Origin of the sequence: Streptomyces sp. NPDC005955, from assembly GCF_042871255.1 — a bacterium.
GTDB lineage: Bacteria > Actinomycetota > Actinomycetes > Streptomycetales > Streptomycetaceae > Streptomyces.
The window spans coordinates 1,199,513-1,218,210 of the sequence record NZ_JBIAIF010000001.1; the positions used below are offsets into that span (position 1 = coordinate 1,199,513).

An 18,698-nucleotide genomic window follows, 5' to 3' on the forward strand; every position below is an offset into this window, starting at 1 on the left:
TGGGTGCGGTCGTCGGTGGCAATCGTCGGAAGCCTAGAGTCAACGCGCGTAGCGCAACAGGGGGTAAGGATTACGGAGTGGTTGCGGGGCCGGAACCGCGGGCCACCGCGCCACCGCACCACCACCCCGGCGAGCGTCGGCCCGGGACGTAGGCTCGGGGACATGACGAGTGAGACTGCGCCTGCGGGCGGACCGCTGCGGCGGATCGAGACGTTGACGGCGCTCACGGCCGACCAGGCGGACGCCGTACTGGAGCTGATCGAGGAGGCGGCCCGGGAGGACGGCCAACCCGCCGTGTCCGAGCAGGGCCGGCTCCAGTTGCGCGGCGGGACCCGCGAGGGCGTGCGCCACCTGTTGCTGCTCGTCGGCGACGACCTCGTCGGTTACGCACAGTTGGAGGACACCGACCCGGTGGAGGCCCCCGCGGCCGAGCTGGTCGTCCGGCCCGCGCTCCGGGGCCGGGGCCACGGCCGCGCCCTCGGCACCGCCCTGCTGGCCGCCACCGGCAAGCGGCTACGGGTCTGGGCGCACGGCGGCCACTCCGCCGCGCGCCACCTCGCCCAGGTGCTCGGCCTGACCCTGTTCCGCGAACTGCGCCAGATGCGGCGCCCGTTGACCGCCCTGGACCTCCCGGACCCGGTGCTGCCCGAGGGCGTCACCGTACGGACCTTCGTGGTGGGCCGGGACGACGCCGACTGGCTGGCGCTGAACGCCGCGGCCTTCGCCCACCACCCGGAACAGGGCTCGCTCACCCAACGTGACCTGGACGCGCGCACGTCACAGCCCTGGTTCGACCCGGCCGGGTTCTTCCTCGCCGAGCGGGACGGCGAACTCGTCGGCTTCCACTGGACGAAGGTGCACGCCGAGGAGGGACTCGGCGAGGTGTACGTGCTGGGGGTGCGCCCCGGCGTCCAGGGCGGCGGACTCGGCAAGGCGCTCACCACGATCGGGCTGCGCCACCTCGCCGCGACGGGCGCACCGACCGCGATGCTCTACGTCGACGCCGACAACACCGCCGCGGTGAAGGTGTACGAACGCCTCGGCTTCGTCACCCACGAGACGGACCTGATGTACCGCTCGGAGGCGTAGGCGGATTCCCCGGTAGGCGCGGCGCCGTCAACCGGGATCAGTGGCAGCCGCAGGACCGGCGGACGACCAGGCGGGACGGGAACAGCTTGAGCCGTTCCCGCCTGGAACCGGGCACCCGCAGGCCGTCGTCGAGGACGAGGTCGAGGGCCGCGCGGGCCATCGCGGGCCGGTCGGAGGAGACCGTCGTCAGCGGCGGATCGGTCAACGCGGCCTCCTTCACGTCGTCGAAACCGGCGACGGCCAGTTCCCCGGGAACGTCGATCCGCAGTTCCCGGGCGGCCCGCAGCACCCCGATGGCCTGGTCGTCGGTCGCGCAGACGATCGCCGGCGGGCGGCGCGGTCCGGCGAGCAGTTCCAACGCGACCTGGTACGCGTCGTACCGGTTGTACGGGGCCTGGAACAGCCGTCCCTCGATCGAGCGGCCCGCCTCCGCCATCGCACGGCGCCAACCCTCGACGTGGTCGGTCACCGGGTCGCCCACGGTCGGGGTCTCCTCGATGCCGCCCAGGCAGGCGACGTACGGGTACCCGTGCTCCAGCAGGTGACGGGTGACGAGTTGGGCACCGCCCACGTCGTCGATGACCACGGCCACGTCCTCGATCGCCTCGGGCCTGCGGTGCAGCAGCACCACCCGGGCGTCCCAGGCGTCGATCTCGGCCGCGGCGGTCTCGCTGGGGCCCTGGCTGACCAGGATCAGACCGGAGACCCGCATGCCGAGGAACGCGCGCAGGTAGTGCACTTCGCGTTCGTCGAGGTAGTCGGAGTTGCCGACGAGCACCATCTTGCCGCGCTCGGCCGCCGCCTGTTCCACCGCGTGCGTCATCTCCGCGAAGAACGGCTGCCGGGCGTCCGGCACGATCATGCCTATGAGGTCCGTGCGGCGGGAGGCCATCGCCTGGGCGACGCGGTCCGGACGGTACCCGAGCTCCTTGATCGCGGCCAGCACGCGTTCCCGGGTGGCCGGGGCGACCGGCCGGGGTCCGTTGTTGATCACATAGCTGACGACCGCGGTCGAGGTACCCGCCAGTCGCGCCACATCGTCCCGAGTCACCTTGGCCACGCGCGAAGTCTACGCGGAGAGACCCCGAAATGAGCGGGTCGTCCGTTCTCTGGGATCTTCCGGTGACCCGAGGGCGATGCAACGGTGACCCTGCCGGTCCGGCACCGACCACCGCAGGTCGCGCACCGACCACCGCAGGTCCCGCGCCGACCACCGCAGGTCCCGCGCCGACCGCCCCGAACCCCGCCCGGTCACCCCCGCAGCCGGTGCGGCACCCCACCCGGAACGGGCGCGGCAGCGGCGGACCGCGACGAACCCTCAGATTCGCCGGCCCGGTCGCGCCCGTCGCGCCGGTCGGCACCGTCTCGTTCGTTCTGCTTGTCCCGCTTGTCTTGCTTGTCGTGTTTATCGGGCTTCTCGGGGATGACGAACCGGTACCCGACGTTGCGGACGGTCCCGATCAGGGACTCGTTCTCCGGGCCCAGCTTCGCGCGCAGCCGCCGCACGTGGACGTCCACGGTCCGGGTGCCCCCGAAGTAGTCGTACCCCCACACCTCCTGGAGCAGCTGGGCCCGCGTGAACACCCGCCCGGGGTGCTGCGCGAGGTACTTGATCAGCTCGAACTCCTTGAAGGTGAGGTCCAGTACGCGCCCCTTCAGCTTGGCGCTGTACGTCGCCTCGTCCACCGACAGGTCACCGCCCCGGATCTCCATCGGGGAGTCGTCGGACCCGATCTGCTGGCGACCCGTCGCGAGCCGCAACCGCGCCTCGACCTCGGCGGGCCCGGCGGTGTCGAGGAGGACGTCGTCCACTCCCCAGTCCGCGGTCACCGCCGCGAGGCCGCCCTCCGTCACCACGAGGATCAGCGGACACCCGGGTCCCGTGGAGCGCAACAGTTGACACAGGCTGCGCACCTGCGGCAGGTCCCGCCGCCCGTCCACGAGGATCACGTCCGCCCCGGGGGTGTCGACCAGGGCGGGGCCCTCGGCGGGCGCCACCCGGACGTTGTGGAGGAGCAGTCCGAGCGCGGGCAGCACCTCCGCCGAGGGCTGGAGGGCATTGGTCAGGAGCAGGAGGGAGCTCATCGCGCCCCACCCGCCCGGGTCGTCCTGCCTGCGTGCACGGTTCGCTCGCCCATAACGTCGGTTCCTCCTCGGTCCCTGCGAGGACGTTTACGGCACTGCTTCGTACTGCTCTTGCTGCACTTACTGCTCTTGCTCGTCCTGCTCATGTTGCTGCGCACTCTGTCCCGTCACGACTCCAGAGTCGTATACAACGCGCCGGAAAGCACAAAAGGACCCGGGGGCCACTTCGCCCGAGTCCTCTGCCAGCAGAATAACCCACATGCCTCCCCCATAGGCAGGGCCAACGGGTCGCCCGGAGTGTGCCGCCGCTCACGGAACCGTTCCTCCGCCTGCTCGCACGGGCACGACGGGCACCCGGGGCACGGCATGATGGGAGCCGTACCAGAGGACTCCGGAGGGGCGACGCATGGCGAGGGGGACGATCCGCTACTGGGCCGCGGCGAAGGCCGCCGCGGGGGTGGCGGAGGAACCGTTCGACGCCGGGAACCTGGCCGAGGCACTGGCCGGTGTGCGACGGCGCCACCCCGGGGAGCTGGTACGCGTGCTGGACCGCAGCTCGTTCCTGGTCGACGGCACGCCCGTCGGCACCCGGGGGCACGAGACGGTACGGCTGGCCGAGGGCGGCACGGTCGAGGTGCTCCCGCCGTTCGCAGGAGGGTGACCCCGCACGATGCCTGACCAGTCAGACCACGACTCCGTGGCCCACCAGCCCTATCAGCCCCACCCGTCGCACCCGTCGCATCCGCAGAGCGCCGGCCACGGCACCGACCCGTCGTACGGGCACGCCCCCTCGTACGGGCAGCAGCAGTACGGACAGCAGGGGCCGTACGGTGCGCCGTCCCCGCAGGGGCAGCTACCCGGCGCCTTCCCCCCGGCGGCCGACCAGTACCCCGACCAGTACCCGGGGCACGCGGGCCACGCGGGTCACACGGGTCACCCCGGTTTCGCGGAGCAGCCGTACGACGAGGGGCCGCAGACCCAGCAGTGGCAGGCTCCCACATGGGAGACCCAGCTCCAGCCCCCCGTACCCGCGCAGGACCAGCAGCCCGCCCCCGCCCCGTACGCACCGGTCGCCCCCGTGGCGCAGGCCGTGCCGGAGCCCGCGCCGGGTCCGGCGTACGGCCCCCCGCAGACGTACGGCCGGGGCACCCGCACCCCACCGCAGGGCACCGACCCGGGCGACCCCCGGCCGACCGACGCCGGGAGCACCACGACCGCGAACGCCGACCCCGGCCCCGCCGCGACGCCCGCCGCGGAGCCGCAGTACGCGACCGCCGCGGACCGGGCCCGTGCGGAGGGCCGGCCGCAGATCCTGGAGCCGGGGCTCCAGCCCGCCGCGCTGACCGCGGCCCTCGCCCTGCTGATCGCCGGCACCGGAGCCCTGCACCAGTACGCCCTGTTCCTTCCGGTGGCGCTGCTCCAGGCGGTGACGGCGGCCGGCTGGTTCCGGCTCAACGGCATGTGGCCCGCCCGGCAGGGCATCGCCCTGGCGTTCCTCGGCGGTCTCGTCGCCGACGTGGCGCTGCTCGTCGCGGGCCGCGAGGACACGCCCGCCGCGGTGCTCGGCACCCTCGGCGTCTGGGTGCTGCTGTCCATCGTGCTGACCCTGCGCAGCCACGCCAGCCCGGACGAACGGCTGTACGGGCTGCTGGCCCAGGTGGTGTCGGCGGCGCTCGCGGTGGTGGCCGCCGGGCACCTCGGCGCGGAACCGGACGCGGTGGTCGTCGGGGCGCTCGCCGTCGCTGCGGCCGTGCTCGCCCGGGCCCTGCCGCTGCCCACGGTGGTGTCGGTCCTGGTGGCGCTGGTGGCCGCCGCGGCCGGCGGCGGGTTGGTGGCCGGCGGGCTGACGGACCTGGGCTCGGACGGTGCGCTGCTCGGCCTCGCCGCCGGCGCCTGCGCCCTGGTCGGGCACCGGGCCGCCAGCTACGACTACCCGTCGCGGTTCGTGCACATGACGGCCGGCGTCGCACTGCCGCTGGCCGCCGCGGGCCCGGCGGTGTACTTCCTGGGCCGCGCCCTCGGCTGACCCGCGCGGACGCCTCCCGGGCCCGGTCCCGCCCTCCCGACGGGGGGCGGGACCCCGCTCGTCACAGCTGATCGACAACCTTCGGCCGACCCCGTCCACAGCCTGTGGACGGGGTTAGGCTCGCCGTCTACGACCGATGCAGCCGGGGGAAGAGACCGTTCATGCGCGCACTACGCATACTCCTGATCGTGGCCGTCGTCCTGGGCGGCCTGTTCATCGCCGCGGACCGACTCGCCGTGTTCTTCGCCGAGGACGAGGCCGCCGGGCGGCTGCGCACCAGCGAGGGTCTGGCGAGCACGCCCGACGTCTCGATCAAGGGCTTCCCCTTCCTCACCCAGGCTGCGAGCGGCACCCTGGACGAGGTCGAGGTCAGCATCAAGGACTACGACGCGAACGCCGGAACCGGCAGCGGCAACGGCGCGAAGCCGGTCCGGATCGAGAAGCTGACGGCCCGGATGACGGACGTCGACTTCTCCGGCGACTTCTCCTCCGCCACCGCCCAGCGCGCCACCGGCACCGCGCTCGTCTCCTACTCCGAGCTCCTGAAGGCCGCGCAGGTCAAGCCGGTGCAGCTGGCCCGCGGGGTGACCGCGAAGGTCATCGGGCTGTCCGACGGGGGCGACGGCAAGATAGCGGTGTCCGTCGAGGCGACCGTGATGGGCCGCAAGCTCCCGCAGCCGATCACCGTGACCAGCTCCGCCACCGTGCGCAACGGCGAGGTGACCGTGGACGCGGACTCGCTGCCGAACCTCGGGGTGCCGCTCGCCGAGGACAAGGTCCGCGAGATCACGGACTTCCGGCAGCGGATCAGCGACCTGCCCGCGGGCATCGAGTTGGACAAGGTCGAGGCCGCCCCGGACGGGGTGAACATCTCCGTGAAGGGTTCGAACGTCCGCCTCGTCGGGTAGTCCCCGGTCGTCGGCCACCTCGCGGAACACCTCTCCCCGGGGCCCGCGGACACCCTCCGTCCACAGTGCGAGACGGTGAAGTCCGTACCTCAGATACGACCCCGTGCGAAGGTCCGCCGGACCCCGCCCCGCCGACCCGCCGAGGTCCGCTCATCCCGCATTGCGGATGATCCTGTCTCGCCATGTGAAACATCGGTGACACGGCCGCCCCCGGCTACCTACGATCGTCCCCATGCAGTGCTATTTGAGCGGTCCCCGAACGCGGGGACAGGCGGATTTGACGAAGCGGCGGGCAGTCGACCTGTGCCGCGTCGCCGCCATGCTCTGTCGCACTGTCTGAGCGGACCCCGACCCTCGGTCACCGACCCCGACGAACCGCGCGGTCCCGCCCCGTCGAGCCGCCCCCGGCGGCCGGTTCCACCCAGGCCCGCGCAGCCAGGCGCCACCCCGGATCCCCCGGGCTCCGCGCCGCGCGCCCTGATCCCTGTGTTTGCCCCGCCGCAACTGCCCCGAACTGCCCCGGAGGAGAACGAGCATGAGCCGTAGCGACGTCCTGGTTGACGCCGACTGGGTCGAGGCCAACCTCGACGACCCGAAGGTCGTCATCGTCGAGGTCGACGAAGACGCCTCGGCGTACGACAAGAACCACATCAAGAACGCCATCAAGATCGACTGGCAGAAGGACCTCCAGGACCCGGTCCGCCGCGACTTCGTCGACCAGGCCGGCTTCGAGAAGCTCCTGTCCGAGCGCGGCATCGCCAACGACGACACGGTGGTCCTCTACGGCGGCAACAACAACTGGTTCGCCTCCTACGCGTACTGGTACTTCAAGCTGTACGGCCACGACTCCGTCAAGCTCCTCGACGGCGGCCGCAAGAAGTGGGAACTGGACTCCCGCGACCTGGTCGCCGAGGTCCCCGCCCGCCCGGCCACCGCGTACAAGGCCAAGGCCCAGGACAGCTCGATCCGCGCCTTCCGCGACGACGTCGTCGCCGCGATCGGCGTGCAGAACCTGGTGGACGTCCGCTCCCCCGACGAGTTCTCGGGCAAGCTGCTCGCCCCGGCCCACCTCCCGCAGGAGCAGTCGCAGCGCCCGGGCCACGTCCCGAGCGCCCGCAGCATCCCGTGGTCGAAGAACGCCAACGACGACGGCACCTTCAAGTCCGACGACGCGCTCAAGGCGCTGTACGAGGACGAGCAGGTCGACCTGAGCAAGGACACCATCGCGTACTGCCGCATCGGTGAGCGTTCCGCCCTGACCTGGTTCGTGCTGCACGAGCTGCTCGGCGTGACCAACGTCAAGAACTACGACGGCTCGTGGACCGAGTACGGCTCCCTGGTCGGCGTGCCGATCGAGCTCGGCCCCGCCAAGTAAGCCCCCCGACCGACAGCCAGACAGCCACTCAGGAGAGACGCATATGTGTGGAGCCAAGGTCGGCGGCCCCGACGCCTCGACGATCAAGCCCGGTGAGACCACCATCCAGGGTCAGGTGACCCGCGACGGCGAGCCCGTCACCGGTTACGTCCGACTGCTGGACTCGACCGGCGAGTTCACCGCCGAGGTGCCCACCTCGGCCACCGGTCAGTTCCGCTTCTACGCCGCCGAGGGCACGTGGACCGTGCGCGCCCTGGTGCCCGGCGGCACGGCGGACCGTACCGTCGTCGCCCAGACCGGCGGACTCGCCGAGGTCGCGATCGCCGTCTGACGGCCACCGCGCAACGAAGCGGCCCGGAGGGCCGTACCCCAGGGGTTGGACGCCACTGGACCGGGGTACGGCGCTCCGGGCTTTTCGTGCGCTCACGACCGGGCCGGGCGGGAGCACCGGACGTACGCTGGAGACATGTACGCACGCAGGCGGCATGTGTACTTCGCCATGATGGGCACGTGCGTGGTGCTCTTCGTCCTGGCGTGGTCGGTGGTGCGCCTGTGGTCGATCCCCGCGGCCGTCGCCATGTGCCTGGTCGCGATGCTCATCCCGCCGGTCGCCGCGATCATGGCCAACCGTCGGGGTCCCGACGACCGCTGGTGGGACGCCCCGTCGGGTGACCCCAAGTCCGACGAGTGGTGGGACGAACTGGACGGCAAACGCTGACCCCCCTTCGGGGACGCCGTTCCCGTGCGGGTGCTTCCTGCTGGGCGTGCGCTGTCCCGTGCGGGTGCGCTGTGGTTGCCCGCGCAGTTCCCCGCGCCCCTACCGGTGCGCTTCCCTGCGGGTGCATTGTCCTCTGCGGGTGGGTGGGGGTTGCTCGCGCAGTTCCTCGCGCCCCTGTCGGGGCCCGGGTAGGGCGGACGGCGGCGGTGAGGAGCGCCCCTTCAGGGGCGCGGGGAACTGCGCAAAACGCACAGCGCACCGCACAGGACAGCGCACGCGCAGCGGAACGCACCCGGTAGGGGCGCGGGGAACTGCGCAAACGCACCGCGCACCCGCACGGAAACCGCCCACCGCAGGTGCCCCCGTACGAACGGCGGTACGTCAATAGACGAGCGCCTGCGTGTCGTCGGCCATCGCCTCCTGGACAAACACCTGCGCCCCCGCGATCCGCACACCGTCGAGCACATCGCCCTGCGTGATGTCGCGCCGCGCCGCACACTGCGTGCACAGGGTGACCGACCCCCCGGCCAGCACCCCCTCGATCAGCTCGGGCAGCGGCGCCGCATGCGGCAACGCGAACTCGGCAGCACGCCCGGGCAGCGCGAACCACGCCGACTCCCCGGTCAGCCACAACGACACCTCGACGCCACTGGCCACGGCGACCGCCGCCACCGTGAACGCCTGGGAGCACCGTTCGGGCGCGTCCGCCCCCGCCGTCACCTTGATCACGAGCTTCTTCGCCATGCCCGAATCGTAATCGTGTATCCCGCAACCACACAGTGTGCCCACGGGTCTCCCCTGCGTTGAACTGATCCTCAGAGGAGAACCCGTGGAACCACCGAGACCCGACGAGGGGCCCCGGACCGCACCCGTCGGCCCCCGGAGGAGGACACTCCCGCTGCTCGCCGGAGCGGCGGCACTCGGTGTCATCGCCGGTGCCTGCGTCGGCTACCTGATCCAGGCCGACCGCGCCCCCACCCCGCTCGCACCGCTGTCCCAGCCGGTCGTCCCGACCGCACCCCGCGGCGACACTGCCCCGGCCGACCCCGCCGCCCGCACGGCCGGCGACCTGCGCGAACTGCTGCTCCCCGCACCCCGCGGGGCACGCGACACGTTGCGGGGGTGGGCACCGCTCCACATGAACGTGTCCCTGGCCGAAGTCCCGTCGGCGCGACTCAAGGACCTGGTCGACCACGACTTCCGCCGGATGGCCGTCACCGCGTGGCGCACCGGCGACCGGTCCATCGAGATTCAGCTCAACCAGTTCCGCGAGGGTCAGGAGTACTACCTGCCCCGCCTGGTGGACCACCAGAGCTACGACTCGGCCCAGTGGACCGGGACCTCCGGCACTGCCGTACCCGGATCGGGCAACGGCATGGTGCACACCACCACGGCGCCTCAACAGATCGACGGCCGACTCACCTACGTGAGCGAAGCCTATGCGTGGCGCGGGGATGTGGCGATGCTCGTGCAGATCCTGAGCCCCACTCCGATCCGCGAGCAGGAGATCAGCGAACTGGCGCGACGACAGGTGGCCCGGCTGTGAACGAGGAAGCTCCCACGACCGGACGCCGGCGGATCCGGCTGATCACGGCCCTTGTCCTGGCCTGCGCGGCCGTCGTCGTCACCGGAGTCACCGCCACGAGGGTGTCCACTGCCGACCGCACCCCGCCCGCCGCCGGCTGGGCCTTCGCGGACGCCCCGGCGGAACGAGCGGAGCACCCCACCGGGCTCGCCTCGCTGCTCGTGCCGTACGACGACTACGACCACGCCTACGGCCCCGGTCCCGACGACCACCCGTTCGGTCACGACACCGCGCTGAGCGGCAAGGAGTACTGGCAACGGCTCCGGACGGTGGACCCCACCGCGTTTGACGCGCCCCGCGAAGACCTGCGGCGGGGCTTCCGGGCCCGGGGCGTCGAGGCCGTCGCCTCGCGGAGCTACGCCCGCGGCGGGGAGGGCGACATCGTCATCATGTCCCTGGCGCGTTTGTCGGGCGGGGGCGCCCGCCCGCTGGCCCGTCTCATGACGGACGCGCTCGCCACGAAGCGCGGCGCCACCTTGGGGCCGGCACCGAAGGGACACCGAGACGCCCGCTGCTACCGGCTTCCCCCGGTCGGGACGACCGGCGAGGCGGACCGGGTGAACTTCCTGGAATGCGTGGCCCGCATCGGCGACGTGGTGCTGCTGGCCCAGGTGTTCACCGCCGGGCCCCTGGACCAGTACCGCCTGGCACTCATCGGCGGTCAACTCGACCGCCTCACCCAGCAGGGGCAGCCCGCATGACCATCGAGACGATCGAACAGACCCCGGTGGACACCGCGGACGAGACGCCCCCGAAGGACCCGCGCCGCGGCCCGGGCGCCCTCGTCCGCTGGGCGGCGGCGGTGCTGGTGTTCGCCGCCGCGGCGACCGGCACCGGCTACGGCCTGACCGCGGTCGAACGCACCGACGTGCCCGGCCTGGCGACCGACTCCGACGGCCGGTGGGACTACCCGCGGATCGAACGGCCCGCGCTGCCCGAGGGCTCCCCCGCACCCTTCGCGGAGGACAACCCGGCCGCCGTCCACCACGCCCCGCTGCGGGAACTCCTGCTGCCGGCGCCGCGGGGCTCGGTCCCCGACCCGGGCCTGAAGGACGAGGACGGTTGGCTGCCGCCCGGCGAGTTCGCCGACCTCTTCGCCCTGCCCCAGGACCGCGCCGAGATCCGTCAGCAGCTCATCGACTACGCCGTACCGGGGATCGCCGCCCGGGGCTGGACCACACCGGACGGCACCCGCACCCGGGTCTACCTGCTGCGGTTCGGCAGCACGGGCGCGGCGGAGTCCTGGCGGCTCGCCCACGGCTGGAGCAGCACGGGTCCCGTCCACGAGCTCAAGGACGTGTCGGTCGCCCGTCGCGACACGGAGTTCCCCGAGGAGGCCCAGCAGGAGCACGTCACCGCGTACCCCTTCACCGACGCCGAGCCGCAGGGCCGCGAGCACACCCGACTCGCCTACCTCACCGCGGGCGACACCGTCGGCCTGGTCACCCAGTCCCGTGCGGGAGGCGCCCGTGACGTCCCGTTCCAGCAGACCGTGACCCTCCAGGGTCAGCTGCTCGGCTGACCTCACCGCGAAGCCCGGGCCCCCGCCCACTAAACTGGGGCCCGGCCCGGCACCGCCGGCCCCGCCCGACCGCCCACCGAGGAGCACCCCGTGGTCATCTTTTTCGAAGTCCTTCTCGCGCTCGTCTGCGTCGGCGTCCTCGCCTTCACGGGGCTGGCCGTGAAGAAGCTGTACCAGGGCCAGCGCTGATCCCCACCTAGGAACCTCCGCTCATGATCGAGATCCCGTCCGACCTGCACAAGGACCTCGTCCCCCTCGCGTTCCTCCTCGGGAACTGGGCGGGCGCGGGCGTCACCGACTTCCCCGGGGCCGAAAAGGCCAACTTCGGACAGGAGGTCACCTTCAGCCACGACGGACGGGACTTCCTGGAGTACCGCTCCCACACCTGGATCCTCGACAACGACGGCAACAAGGTGAAGCCGCTGGAGTCCGAGGCCGGTTTCTGGCGCATCGACGCGGACCGCAAGGTCGAGGTGACCATGGTCCGGGACGACGGCGTCGTCGAGATCTGGTACGGCGAGCTGGCCGACAAGAAGCCGCAGATCGACCTGGTCACCGACGCGGTCGCCCGGACCGCGGCGTCCGGCCCCTACACCGGCGGCAAGCGCCTGTACGGCTACGTCAAGAGCGACCTGATGTGGGTCGGCGAGAAGCAGACGCCCGACGTCCCGCTGCGCCCGTACATGTCGGCGCATCTGAAGAAGGTCGTCAGCCCCGAGGACGTCGCCAACTGGGCGAAGGACCTCGGCGACCTCCCCGACGACGGCATCGCCTTCTTCAAGTAGCCCCACCGGCCCCACGGCCCACGGCAACCCCGACGGCCCCGCGCACGAGTCCCTCGCGCCGGGGCCGTCGTGTTTCCGCCAGCGTCCCGGGGGGATCGCGTCGGCCGGACCCCGACCCGTCCGGCCCTGCCTACACTGGTCGCGTGGTGAGCACCGACTGGAAGGCCGACCTGCGGCGCCGCGGCTATCGACTGACGCCGCAGCGGCAGCTGGTGCTGGAGGCCGTCGACACGCTGGAGCACGCGACGCCCGACGACATCCTGTGCGAGGTGCGCAAGACGGCGTCCGGGATCAACATCTCCACCGTGTACCGCACCCTGGAGCTGCTGGAGGAACTGGGGCTGGTCAGCCACGCCCACCTCGGGCACGGGGCGCCGACCTACCACCTCGCCGCCCGCCACCACCACCTGCACCTGGTGTGCCGGGACTGCTCGGGCGTGATCGAAGCGGACGTGACCGTCGCCGACGAGTTCACCGCGAAGCTGCACACCGCCTTCGACTTCGACACCGACATGAAACACTTCGCGATCTTCGGACGGTGCGGGGACTGCCGCACCGCACCGGAAGCGACGGCCGGCCCGGAACCGGTGGCCGACGAGGACAGGGACACCACCGGGAAATAATCCCGGGCCGCAGCGGGTCGTACCCTGAGTGGATATGAAGAGCCCCTTGTTGTCGCTGCCCGGTGCCGTCTCCGCCGAAGGCGTGGACGAAGGCGTCGCCGGCCACTACGGCGACCTGTTCCGTGAACAGCGCGCCCTCGCCGACGGCACCGGCTTCGTGGACCTGTCGCACCGCGGGGTCCTCACCGTCACCGGCGACGACCGCTTGGCCTGGCTGCACCTGCTGCTCACCCAGCACGTCAGCGACCTGCCGCCCGGCCGCGCCACCGAGGCCCTGGTGCTGTCCGCCAACGGACACATCGAGCACGCCCTGTACCTCGTCGACGACGGCACGACGGTGTGGGTGCACGTCGAACCGGGCACGCAGCAGGCGCTGATCGCGTACCTGGAGTCGATGAAGTTCTTCTACCGGGTGGAGGTCGCCGACCGCACGGACGAGTTCGCCGTCGTCCATCTGCCCGCCGGGTCCATCGCCCCCGTCCCCGAGGACGTCGTCGTCCGGGAGACCGGCCACGGGCGGGACCTGTTCCTGCCGCGCGCCCGGCTGGCGGACCTCTCCGGCAGCGGCCCGTTCGGCCCTGCGGCGGGCGTGCTCGCGTACGAGGCGCTGCGGGTGGAGGGCCACCGGCCCCGGCTGGGCTTCGAGACGGACCACCGCACGATCCCGCACGAGCTGGGGTGGATCGGTTCCGCCGTGCACCTGCAGAAGGGCTGCTACCGGGGTCAGGAGACCGTCGCCCGGGTGCAGAACCTCGGCAAGCCGCCCCGCAGGCTGGTCTTCCTCCACCTCGACGGCAGCGAGGTGCACCTCCCGCCCCGCGGCACCGAGCTGCGGCGCGCCGCCGACGGCCCCGACGGGCGCGCGATCGGGTTCGTCACCACCTCGGTCCGCCACCACGAACTGGGGCCGATCGCCCTCGCGCTGATCAAGCGGAACGTCCCCGTCGACGCGGACCTCCTCGCGGACACCACCGCCGCGGCCCAGGAGACCGTCGTCGCCCCCTGAACACCCGGGACCCGTGGTCCGGTCCGGCGCGCCTCGCCGGACCGCGGGGCTCAGACCTCCAGCAGTACGGTGAACGGGCCGTCGTTCGTCAGGGACACCCGCATCGACGCGCCGAACCGCCCCGTGGCGACCTTCGCCCCCAGCTCGCGCAGCCGGGTCACCACCTCGTCGACCAGCGGCTCGGCCACCTCACCGGGGGCCGCCGCGTTCCAGGTGGGCCGCCGGCCCTTGCGGGCGTCCCCGTAGAGGGTGAACTGGCTGATCACCAGGAGCGGGGCGCCCGTGTCCGAGCAGGACCGCTCCCCGTCGAGGATGCGCAGCGTCCACAGCTTGTGAGCCAGCCGCGCCGCCTGCTCGGGGGTGTCCCCGTGGGTCACCCCCACCAGGACGCACAGGCCCTCCCCGTCGATCTCCCCGACCGTCTCGCCCTCGACGACGACGTCCGCCCCGTCCACCCGCTGCACCACCGCTCGCATGCGCACCATCATGCCCGCACCCGCCGGTCGTGTGCCCCCACGCCCATCCGGGGGCACTCGCATGCTCCCGAACCCCCCATCCGGGGCCGATCGGGGGCACTCGGTCACATAGCGCCCACTCGGGGTGGCACGATGCTTCCCAGGCGGTAGGCCGCACCGGTCGAGGGGACGGTTAACGATCACATGAGCACACCGAGTACCGGGCGCCAGCAGCCCGTACCCGTGTCACTGACCCGGACGAGCCCGCGGACGAGAAGCACCGTGAAGGGCGGCGTGCGGACGGGCGCGCGACCACCCGCCCAGCGCACCGCCCAGACCCCGCTCTTCGAACGGCTGCCGCACCCCGACCTGACCGCGCTGACCCTGCCCGAACTGCGCGGGCTGCGCCGGGACGCCCAACGGGACGAGGCCGACCTCAGCTACGTGCGGCGGCTGCTCCAGGGCCGCATCGACATCCTGTGCGCGGAACTCGGCCGGCGCACCGCGCCCAAGGCGCCCGTCGTGGACCGGCTGTCCGAGATCCTCGCCGACCAGCCCGCCCGGCACCGCTCCTCCGCCCGGCACGTCACCCTCGGCACCCCGCACGGCGAGGAGTACCGGCGGCTCGCCGCGGAGATGCTCGGCGAGGTCGAGCTGTCCGACCTCGCCGCCCGCACCGACCAGGAGCTGCGGGAGGCCCGGGGGCGGCTCGTCCAGTACGAACAGCAGGTGTCAGGACGACGACAGACCCTCCAGCGGACCACCGACGAGTGCAGCGCGGAGATCGCCCGCAGGTACCGTGAGGGCGAAGCACAAGTCGACGACCTGCTCGTCTGACCCCGTCGGCCCGGCGATCCCGGGCGGCCGGTCGCGGGCCGTCCCCCGGAGGCCACCTGCCATGTCCACCAGCCCCGTACCCAACCCCGTGACGTCCCCGGAACCGCGGCCCGACGTGCCGCCGATGCTCGCCGAGGTGGTGCGGTCCGGCTTCGTGGAGGGACGGCACCGGGGGCACCTGGTGGTGCTCGCCGCGGACGGCGGGGTGGAACGGGTGCTCGGGGACGCCGACGCGCCCGTGTTCCCCCGGTCGACGAACAAGCCGATGCAGGCCGCCGCGATCCTGCGGGCGGGGGTCCCGCTCACCGGACGGCGGCTCGCCCTGACCGCCGCCAGCCACTCAGGAGAATCGTTTCACCTGGAGTTGGTGCGCACCCTGCTCACCGAGTACGGGCTCACCGAGGACCAGCTCCAGTGCCCGCCCGACCTGCCGCTCGACGCGACGGAGGCGGAGGCGTACCTCGCGGCCGGCGGCACCCGGAAGAGGGTCACCATGAACTGCTCGGGCAAGCACACGGCGATGCTCGCCGCCTGTCTGCGCAACGGCTGGCCGCTCGACTCCTACCTCGACCCGGACCATCCGCTCCAGCTCCTGGTGCGCGACACGGTCGAGGACGCCGCCGGGGAGGGCGTCGCGGCGACGGGCACCGACGGGTGCGGGGCGCCGCTGTTCGCGCTGTCCCTGACCGGGCTCGCCCGGGCGTTCCGCTCCTTCGTGCGGGCGCCCCAGGGGTCGCCGGAGCGGCAGGTCGCGGACGCGATGCGCAGCCACCCCGAGTACGTGGCGGGGACCCGGCGGGCCGACACCTGGTTGATGCGGGCGGTGCCGGGGACGCTGGCGAAGATGGGCGCCGAGGCCGTGCAGGCGGTGGCGCTGCCCGACGGGCGCGCCCTCGCCTTCAAGATCGAGGACGGTGGCGGGCGGGCCCTGGGTCCGGTCCTGGCCCGGGTGCTGCACCAGTTGGACGTCCACGACGAGGTGGTGGACCGCATCGGCCGGGCGCCCCTCACCGGCGGCGCCGCCGAGGTGGGCGCCGTGCGCGCCGCGTTCTGACCCCCGCCGCCGGGGCCACGTCACGGGGGCTCCGGCGCCGGGGCCCGGTCAGGCCAGGTCAGGTCAGCCGAAGCCGAGTTGGATGACCCAGAAGCTCAGCGCGGCGCTCAGCGCCGCCGCGGGCATGGTGATGAACCAGCCGAGGACGATGTTCTTGGCGACCCCCCAGCGCACCGCCTTCACCCGCTTCGTCGCCCCGACCCCCATGATCGCCGAGGTGATCACATGGGTCGTGGAGATCGGCGCGTGGAACAGGAACGCCGAGCCGAACATGATGGCCGCACCGGTGGTCTCCGCCGCGAACCCCTGCGGCGGGTCCAGCTCGATGATCTTCCGCCCCAGGGTGCGCATGATCCGCCAGCCGCCGGCGTAGGTGCCGAGCGACAGCATCACCGCACACGCGATCTTCACCCACACCGGGATCTCGTCGCCGGACGCCTGGACGTCCGCGATCACGAGGGCCATCACGACGATGCCCATCGTCTTCTGCGCGTCCTGGAGACCGTGCCCGAGGGCCATGCCCGCCGCCGAGACGGTCTGCGCGATCCGGAAGTGGCGCTTCGCCTTGTGCGGGTTGGCCCGCCGGAACATCCACAGGATCGCGCACATCACCAGATAGCCCACCACCAGCCCGACCAGCGGCGACAGGAACATCGGGATGACGATCTTGTCGAACACCCCGGACCAGATGACGTCCGTGCCGCCCGCGAGCGCCGCGCCGACCATGCCGCCGAACAGGGCGTGCGAGGAGGACGAGGGCAACCCGAGGTACCAGGTCACCAGGTTCCAGATGATCGCGCCGACCAGCGCGGCGAAGAGGATGCCCATCCCCTTGTTGCCGTGCGGCGTCTCGATCAGCCCCTCGCTGACCGTCTTGGCCACCCCGCTGCCGAGGAACGCACCGATCAGGTTCATCACCGCGGCCATCGCCAGCGCGGCCTTGGGCGTCAGCGCCCGGGTGGAGACGGAGGTGGCGATGGCGTTCGCCGAGTCGTGGAACCCGTTGGTGTACGTGAAGAACAGCGCGACCCCGATGGTCGCGACCAGCGCGAAGGTGTCCACGGAGGTCAGGACTCCTTGACGGCGATGGTCTCCACCGTGTTCGCCACGTGCTCGAAGGCGTCGGCGGCCTCTTCCAGCACATCGACGATCTGCTTCAACTTGAGCACCTCGATGGCGTCGTACTTGCCGTTGAAGAGGTGGGCGAGCAGCTTGCGGTGGATCTGGTCGGCCTGGTTCTCCAGCCGGTTGACCTCGATCCAGTACTCGGTGAGGTGCTCCATCGTGCGCAGGTGCGGCATCGCCTCGGCCGTCAACTCGGCCGCCCGCGCCAACACCTCGATCTGCTGCTCCACACCCTTCGGCAGCTGCTCGACCTGGTAGAGGACGACCAGGTCGACGGCCTCCTCCATGAAGTCCATGATGTCGTCGAGGGAAGAAGCGAGGGAGTAGATGTCCTCACGGTCGAACGGCGTGATGAACGAGGAGTTCAGTTGGTGGAAGATGGCGTGGGTGGCATCGTCGCCCGCGTGCTCGGCAGCGCGCATCCGTTCCGCGATCTCGGCCCGATCGGACGCGTCGGCCCCGAGCAGTTCCATCAGGAGCTTCGAGCCGGTGACGATGTTGTCCGCGGACGCGGCGAACATGTCGTAGAAGCTCGTCTCCCTGGGGGTCAGACGAAAACGCACGTGGGGTCCTCGGGATGCTGTGGTTTCGGTCAGGCTGATGCCAGGCGCATCATCCAGTCACGCTAACCGGCGTTCCACCAGTGTCGCTCATGGAACGCACCGGACGGCACCGGGTCCGTCCAACCGTCCCGTACCCGGAAAAGTTCGGTACCATATACCCACTAGGGGTATACAACCTTGAGGCTGCCGCTCCGCGCGGCGACAGTACGGAGGACGCCATGGCGAGCACCGACACCGACTCGACGACGACCGGCGCCTGCTGCTCCGGATCCAGCGCGGCGGCGACCGAGGGGACCACGGAATTGATCACCGACCACGACCTCGGCATCCACGGCTACCACAAGCAGAAGGACGAGCACCTCAAGCGGCTGCGGCGGATCGAGGGGCAGGTCCGCGGCCTGCAGCGGATGGTGGACGAGGACACCTACTGCATCGACATACTCACCCAGGTGTCCGCCTCCACCAAGGCCCTCCAGTCCTTCGCCCTCCAGCTCCTGGAGGAGCACCTGCGGCACTGCGTCGCCGATGCGGCCCTCAAGGGCGGCTCGGAGATCGACGACAAGGTCGAGGAAGCGTCGAAGGCCATCGCCCGGCTGCTGCGCACCTGATCCTTACGGCGGCCCCGACCGCGTACCGGTGCGGCTCGACACCGGCACGCGGTCGGGCGAACGCCGTACGCCGTGCGGTCACCCGGTCCGGCCGTCGGTCCTGCCGACGACCGGCTCCTCGTGCGCCGCACTGCGCACCCGCAGCACCTCGTCGATGAGGGCCGCGCTCAACCGCTCCTCGTGCGACGCACTCGCAGCGATGATCAACTCGCCGCACAGCTCGATCTCAGCAAGAGCGACGTGGTCCTGCACTGCCGTTCCACTGGACGGAGCCACACACATCACCTCTTCCTGGCCGCCACCGACTTCCTAGAGTAGGCAGCGACTACACACC

Annotated in this window: 24 protein-coding genes; 17 read left to right on the forward strand and 7 right to left on the reverse strand. The window is 71.8% G+C overall.

Annotated features, from left to right (window positions below):
• The first annotated feature begins 162 nt into the window (after positions 1 to 162).
• Positions 163 to 1,089, forward strand: a complete 927-nt coding sequence (gene mshD / locus ACFYOU_RS05210) for a mycothiol synthase (RefSeq protein ID WP_391303723.1) — start codon at positions 163 to 165, stop codon at positions 1,087 to 1,089.
• Positions 1,090 to 1,126: 37 nt separating this feature from the next.
• On the opposite strand, the gene ACFYOU_RS05215 is transcribed toward mshD, so the two are convergent.
• Positions 1,127 to 2,149: a LacI family DNA-binding transcriptional regulator gene (locus ACFYOU_RS05215; protein ID WP_385490065.1), complete on the reverse strand. Its 1,023-nt coding sequence runs from the start codon at positions 2,147 to 2,149 to the stop codon at positions 1,127 to 1,129.
• A 191-nt stretch (positions 2,150 to 2,340) separates the two neighbouring features.
• Positions 2,341 to 3,174 (reverse strand): response regulator transcription factor, encoded by an 834-nt coding sequence (locus tag ACFYOU_RS05220; protein WP_389767798.1) that lies wholly within the window; start codon positions 3,172 to 3,174, stop codon positions 2,341 to 2,343.
• 406 nt (positions 3,175 to 3,580) lie between these two features.
• On the opposite strand from ACFYOU_RS05220, the gene ACFYOU_RS05225 reads away from it, so the two are divergent.
• The 7 genes from ACFYOU_RS05225 (at position 3,581) to ACFYOU_RS05255 (ending at position 8,201) form a co-directional block, all read left to right on the forward strand.
• Complete coding sequence (locus tag ACFYOU_RS05225; RefSeq protein ID WP_391303724.1) at positions 3,581 to 3,835, forward strand: MoaD/ThiS family protein; 255 nt, start codon at positions 3,581 to 3,583, stop codon at positions 3,833 to 3,835.
• 9 nt (positions 3,836 to 3,844) lie between these two features.
• Positions 3,845 to 5,200: a hypothetical protein gene (locus ACFYOU_RS05230; protein WP_391303725.1), complete on the forward strand. Its 1,356-nt coding sequence runs from the start codon at positions 3,845 to 3,847 to the stop codon at positions 5,198 to 5,200.
• Positions 5,201 to 5,361: 161 nt separating this feature from the next.
• On the forward strand, positions 5,362 to 6,108 hold the full coding sequence (locus tag ACFYOU_RS05235) for an LmeA family phospholipid-binding protein (protein ID WP_391303726.1): 747 nt from the start codon (positions 5,362 to 5,364) through the stop codon (positions 6,106 to 6,108).
• Positions 6,109 to 6,340: 232 nt separating this feature from the next.
• Positions 6,341 to 6,448, forward strand: coding sequence for a putative leader peptide (locus ACFYOU_RS05240; RefSeq protein ID WP_385490079.1), 108 nt, complete (start codon positions 6,341 to 6,343; stop codon positions 6,446 to 6,448).
• A 195-nt stretch (positions 6,449 to 6,643) separates the two neighbouring features.
• Positions 6,644 to 7,483: a sulfurtransferase gene (locus ACFYOU_RS05245; RefSeq protein WP_389767807.1), complete on the forward strand. Its 840-nt coding sequence runs from the start codon at positions 6,644 to 6,646 to the stop codon at positions 7,481 to 7,483.
• Between the two features lie 43 nt (positions 7,484 to 7,526).
• Positions 7,527 to 7,814 carry a DUF1416 domain-containing protein gene (locus ACFYOU_RS05250; RefSeq protein ID WP_385490085.1) on the forward strand — a complete coding sequence of 96 codons (288 nt, stop codon included), beginning with the start codon at positions 7,527 to 7,529 and terminating at the stop codon, positions 7,812 to 7,814.
• Positions 7,815 to 7,949: 135 nt separating this feature from the next.
• Positions 7,950 to 8,201, forward strand: coding sequence for a DUF3099 domain-containing protein (locus ACFYOU_RS05255; RefSeq protein WP_389767809.1), 252 nt, complete (start codon positions 7,950 to 7,952; stop codon positions 8,199 to 8,201).
• A gap of 381 nt (positions 8,202 to 8,582) precedes the next feature.
• Here ACFYOU_RS05255 and ACFYOU_RS05260 read toward each other — a convergent pair whose 3' ends face one another.
• Positions 8,583 to 8,945, reverse strand: coding sequence for a DsrE family protein (locus ACFYOU_RS05260; protein WP_391303727.1), 363 nt, complete (start codon positions 8,943 to 8,945; stop codon positions 8,583 to 8,585).
• Positions 8,946 to 9,030: 85 nt separating this feature from the next.
• Between ACFYOU_RS05260 and ACFYOU_RS05265 the strand changes: the two genes are divergently transcribed.
• From ACFYOU_RS05265 to ACFYOU_RS05290, 6 genes are all read left to right on the forward strand, one after another.
• Positions 9,031 to 9,747, forward strand: coding sequence for a hypothetical protein (locus ACFYOU_RS05265; protein ID WP_391303728.1), 717 nt, complete (start codon positions 9,031 to 9,033; stop codon positions 9,745 to 9,747).
• Positions 9,744 to 10,487 carry a hypothetical protein gene (locus ACFYOU_RS05270; RefSeq protein ID WP_391303729.1) on the forward strand — a complete coding sequence of 248 codons (744 nt, stop codon included), beginning with the start codon at positions 9,744 to 9,746 and terminating at the stop codon, positions 10,485 to 10,487. The genes ACFYOU_RS05265 and ACFYOU_RS05270 overlap by 4 nt, the downstream gene beginning before the upstream one ends.
• Positions 10,484 to 11,308 carry a hypothetical protein gene (locus tag ACFYOU_RS05275; protein ID WP_391303730.1) on the forward strand — a complete coding sequence of 275 codons (825 nt, stop codon included), beginning with the start codon at positions 10,484 to 10,486 and terminating at the stop codon, positions 11,306 to 11,308. The genes ACFYOU_RS05270 and ACFYOU_RS05275 overlap by 4 nt, the downstream gene beginning before the upstream one ends.
• Positions 11,309 to 11,520: 212 nt before the next feature.
• Positions 11,521 to 12,093 carry an FABP family protein gene (locus ACFYOU_RS05280; protein WP_385490107.1) on the forward strand — a complete coding sequence of 191 codons (573 nt, stop codon included), beginning with the start codon at positions 11,521 to 11,523 and terminating at the stop codon, positions 12,091 to 12,093.
• A 143-nt stretch (positions 12,094 to 12,236) separates the two neighbouring features.
• Complete coding sequence (locus tag ACFYOU_RS05285; protein ID WP_391303731.1) at positions 12,237 to 12,716, forward strand: transcriptional repressor; 480 nt, start codon at positions 12,237 to 12,239, stop codon at positions 12,714 to 12,716.
• A gap of 34 nt (positions 12,717 to 12,750) precedes the next feature.
• Complete coding sequence (locus ACFYOU_RS05290) at positions 12,751 to 13,722, forward strand: YgfZ/GcvT domain-containing protein (protein ID WP_391303732.1); 972 nt, start codon at positions 12,751 to 12,753, stop codon at positions 13,720 to 13,722.
• A 50-nt stretch (positions 13,723 to 13,772) separates the two neighbouring features.
• Here the strand turns inward: ACFYOU_RS05290 and dtd are convergent, their stop codons facing one another.
• Positions 13,773 to 14,198 (reverse strand): D-aminoacyl-tRNA deacylase, encoded by a 426-nt coding sequence (dtd, locus tag ACFYOU_RS05295; RefSeq protein ID WP_391303733.1) that lies wholly within the window; start codon positions 14,196 to 14,198, stop codon positions 13,773 to 13,775.
• A gap of 183 nt (positions 14,199 to 14,381) precedes the next feature.
• On the opposite strand from dtd, the gene ACFYOU_RS05300 reads away from it, so the two are divergent.
• Together ACFYOU_RS05300 and ACFYOU_RS05305 are read left to right on the forward strand one after the other, a co-directional pair.
• Entirely contained in the window at positions 14,382 to 15,014 is a 633-nt protein-coding gene (locus tag ACFYOU_RS05300) for an ABC transporter substrate-binding protein (RefSeq protein ID WP_391303734.1), read from the forward strand.
• A 61-nt stretch (positions 15,015 to 15,075) separates the two neighbouring features.
• Positions 15,076 to 16,068 (forward strand): asparaginase, encoded by a 993-nt coding sequence (locus ACFYOU_RS05305; protein WP_391303735.1) that lies wholly within the window; start codon positions 15,076 to 15,078, stop codon positions 16,066 to 16,068.
• A gap of 63 nt (positions 16,069 to 16,131) precedes the next feature.
• Here the strand turns inward: ACFYOU_RS05305 and ACFYOU_RS05310 are convergent, their stop codons facing one another.
• Positions 16,132 to 17,130 (reverse strand): anion permease, encoded by a 999-nt coding sequence (locus ACFYOU_RS05310; protein ID WP_385490124.1) that lies wholly within the window; start codon positions 17,128 to 17,130, stop codon positions 16,132 to 16,134.
• Between the two features lie 5 nt (positions 17,131 to 17,135).
• Positions 17,136 to 17,756 (reverse strand): DUF47 domain-containing protein, encoded by a 621-nt coding sequence (locus tag ACFYOU_RS05315; protein WP_385490127.1) that lies wholly within the window; start codon positions 17,754 to 17,756, stop codon positions 17,136 to 17,138.
• Positions 17,757 to 17,974: 218 nt separating this feature from the next.
• Between ACFYOU_RS05315 and ACFYOU_RS05320 the strand changes: the two genes are divergently transcribed.
• A complete protein-coding gene (locus ACFYOU_RS05320; RefSeq protein ID WP_385490130.1) occupies positions 17,975 to 18,364 on the forward strand; it encodes a metal-sensitive transcriptional regulator in 390 nt (129 codons plus the stop codon).
• Between the two features lie 78 nt (positions 18,365 to 18,442).
• Here the strand turns inward: ACFYOU_RS05320 and ACFYOU_RS05325 are convergent, their stop codons facing one another.
• Positions 18,443 to 18,646 carry a hypothetical protein gene (locus ACFYOU_RS05325; RefSeq protein ID WP_391303736.1) on the reverse strand — a complete coding sequence of 68 codons (204 nt, stop codon included), beginning with the start codon at positions 18,644 to 18,646 and terminating at the stop codon, positions 18,443 to 18,445.
• Positions 18,647 to 18,698: the final 52 nt, after the last annotated feature.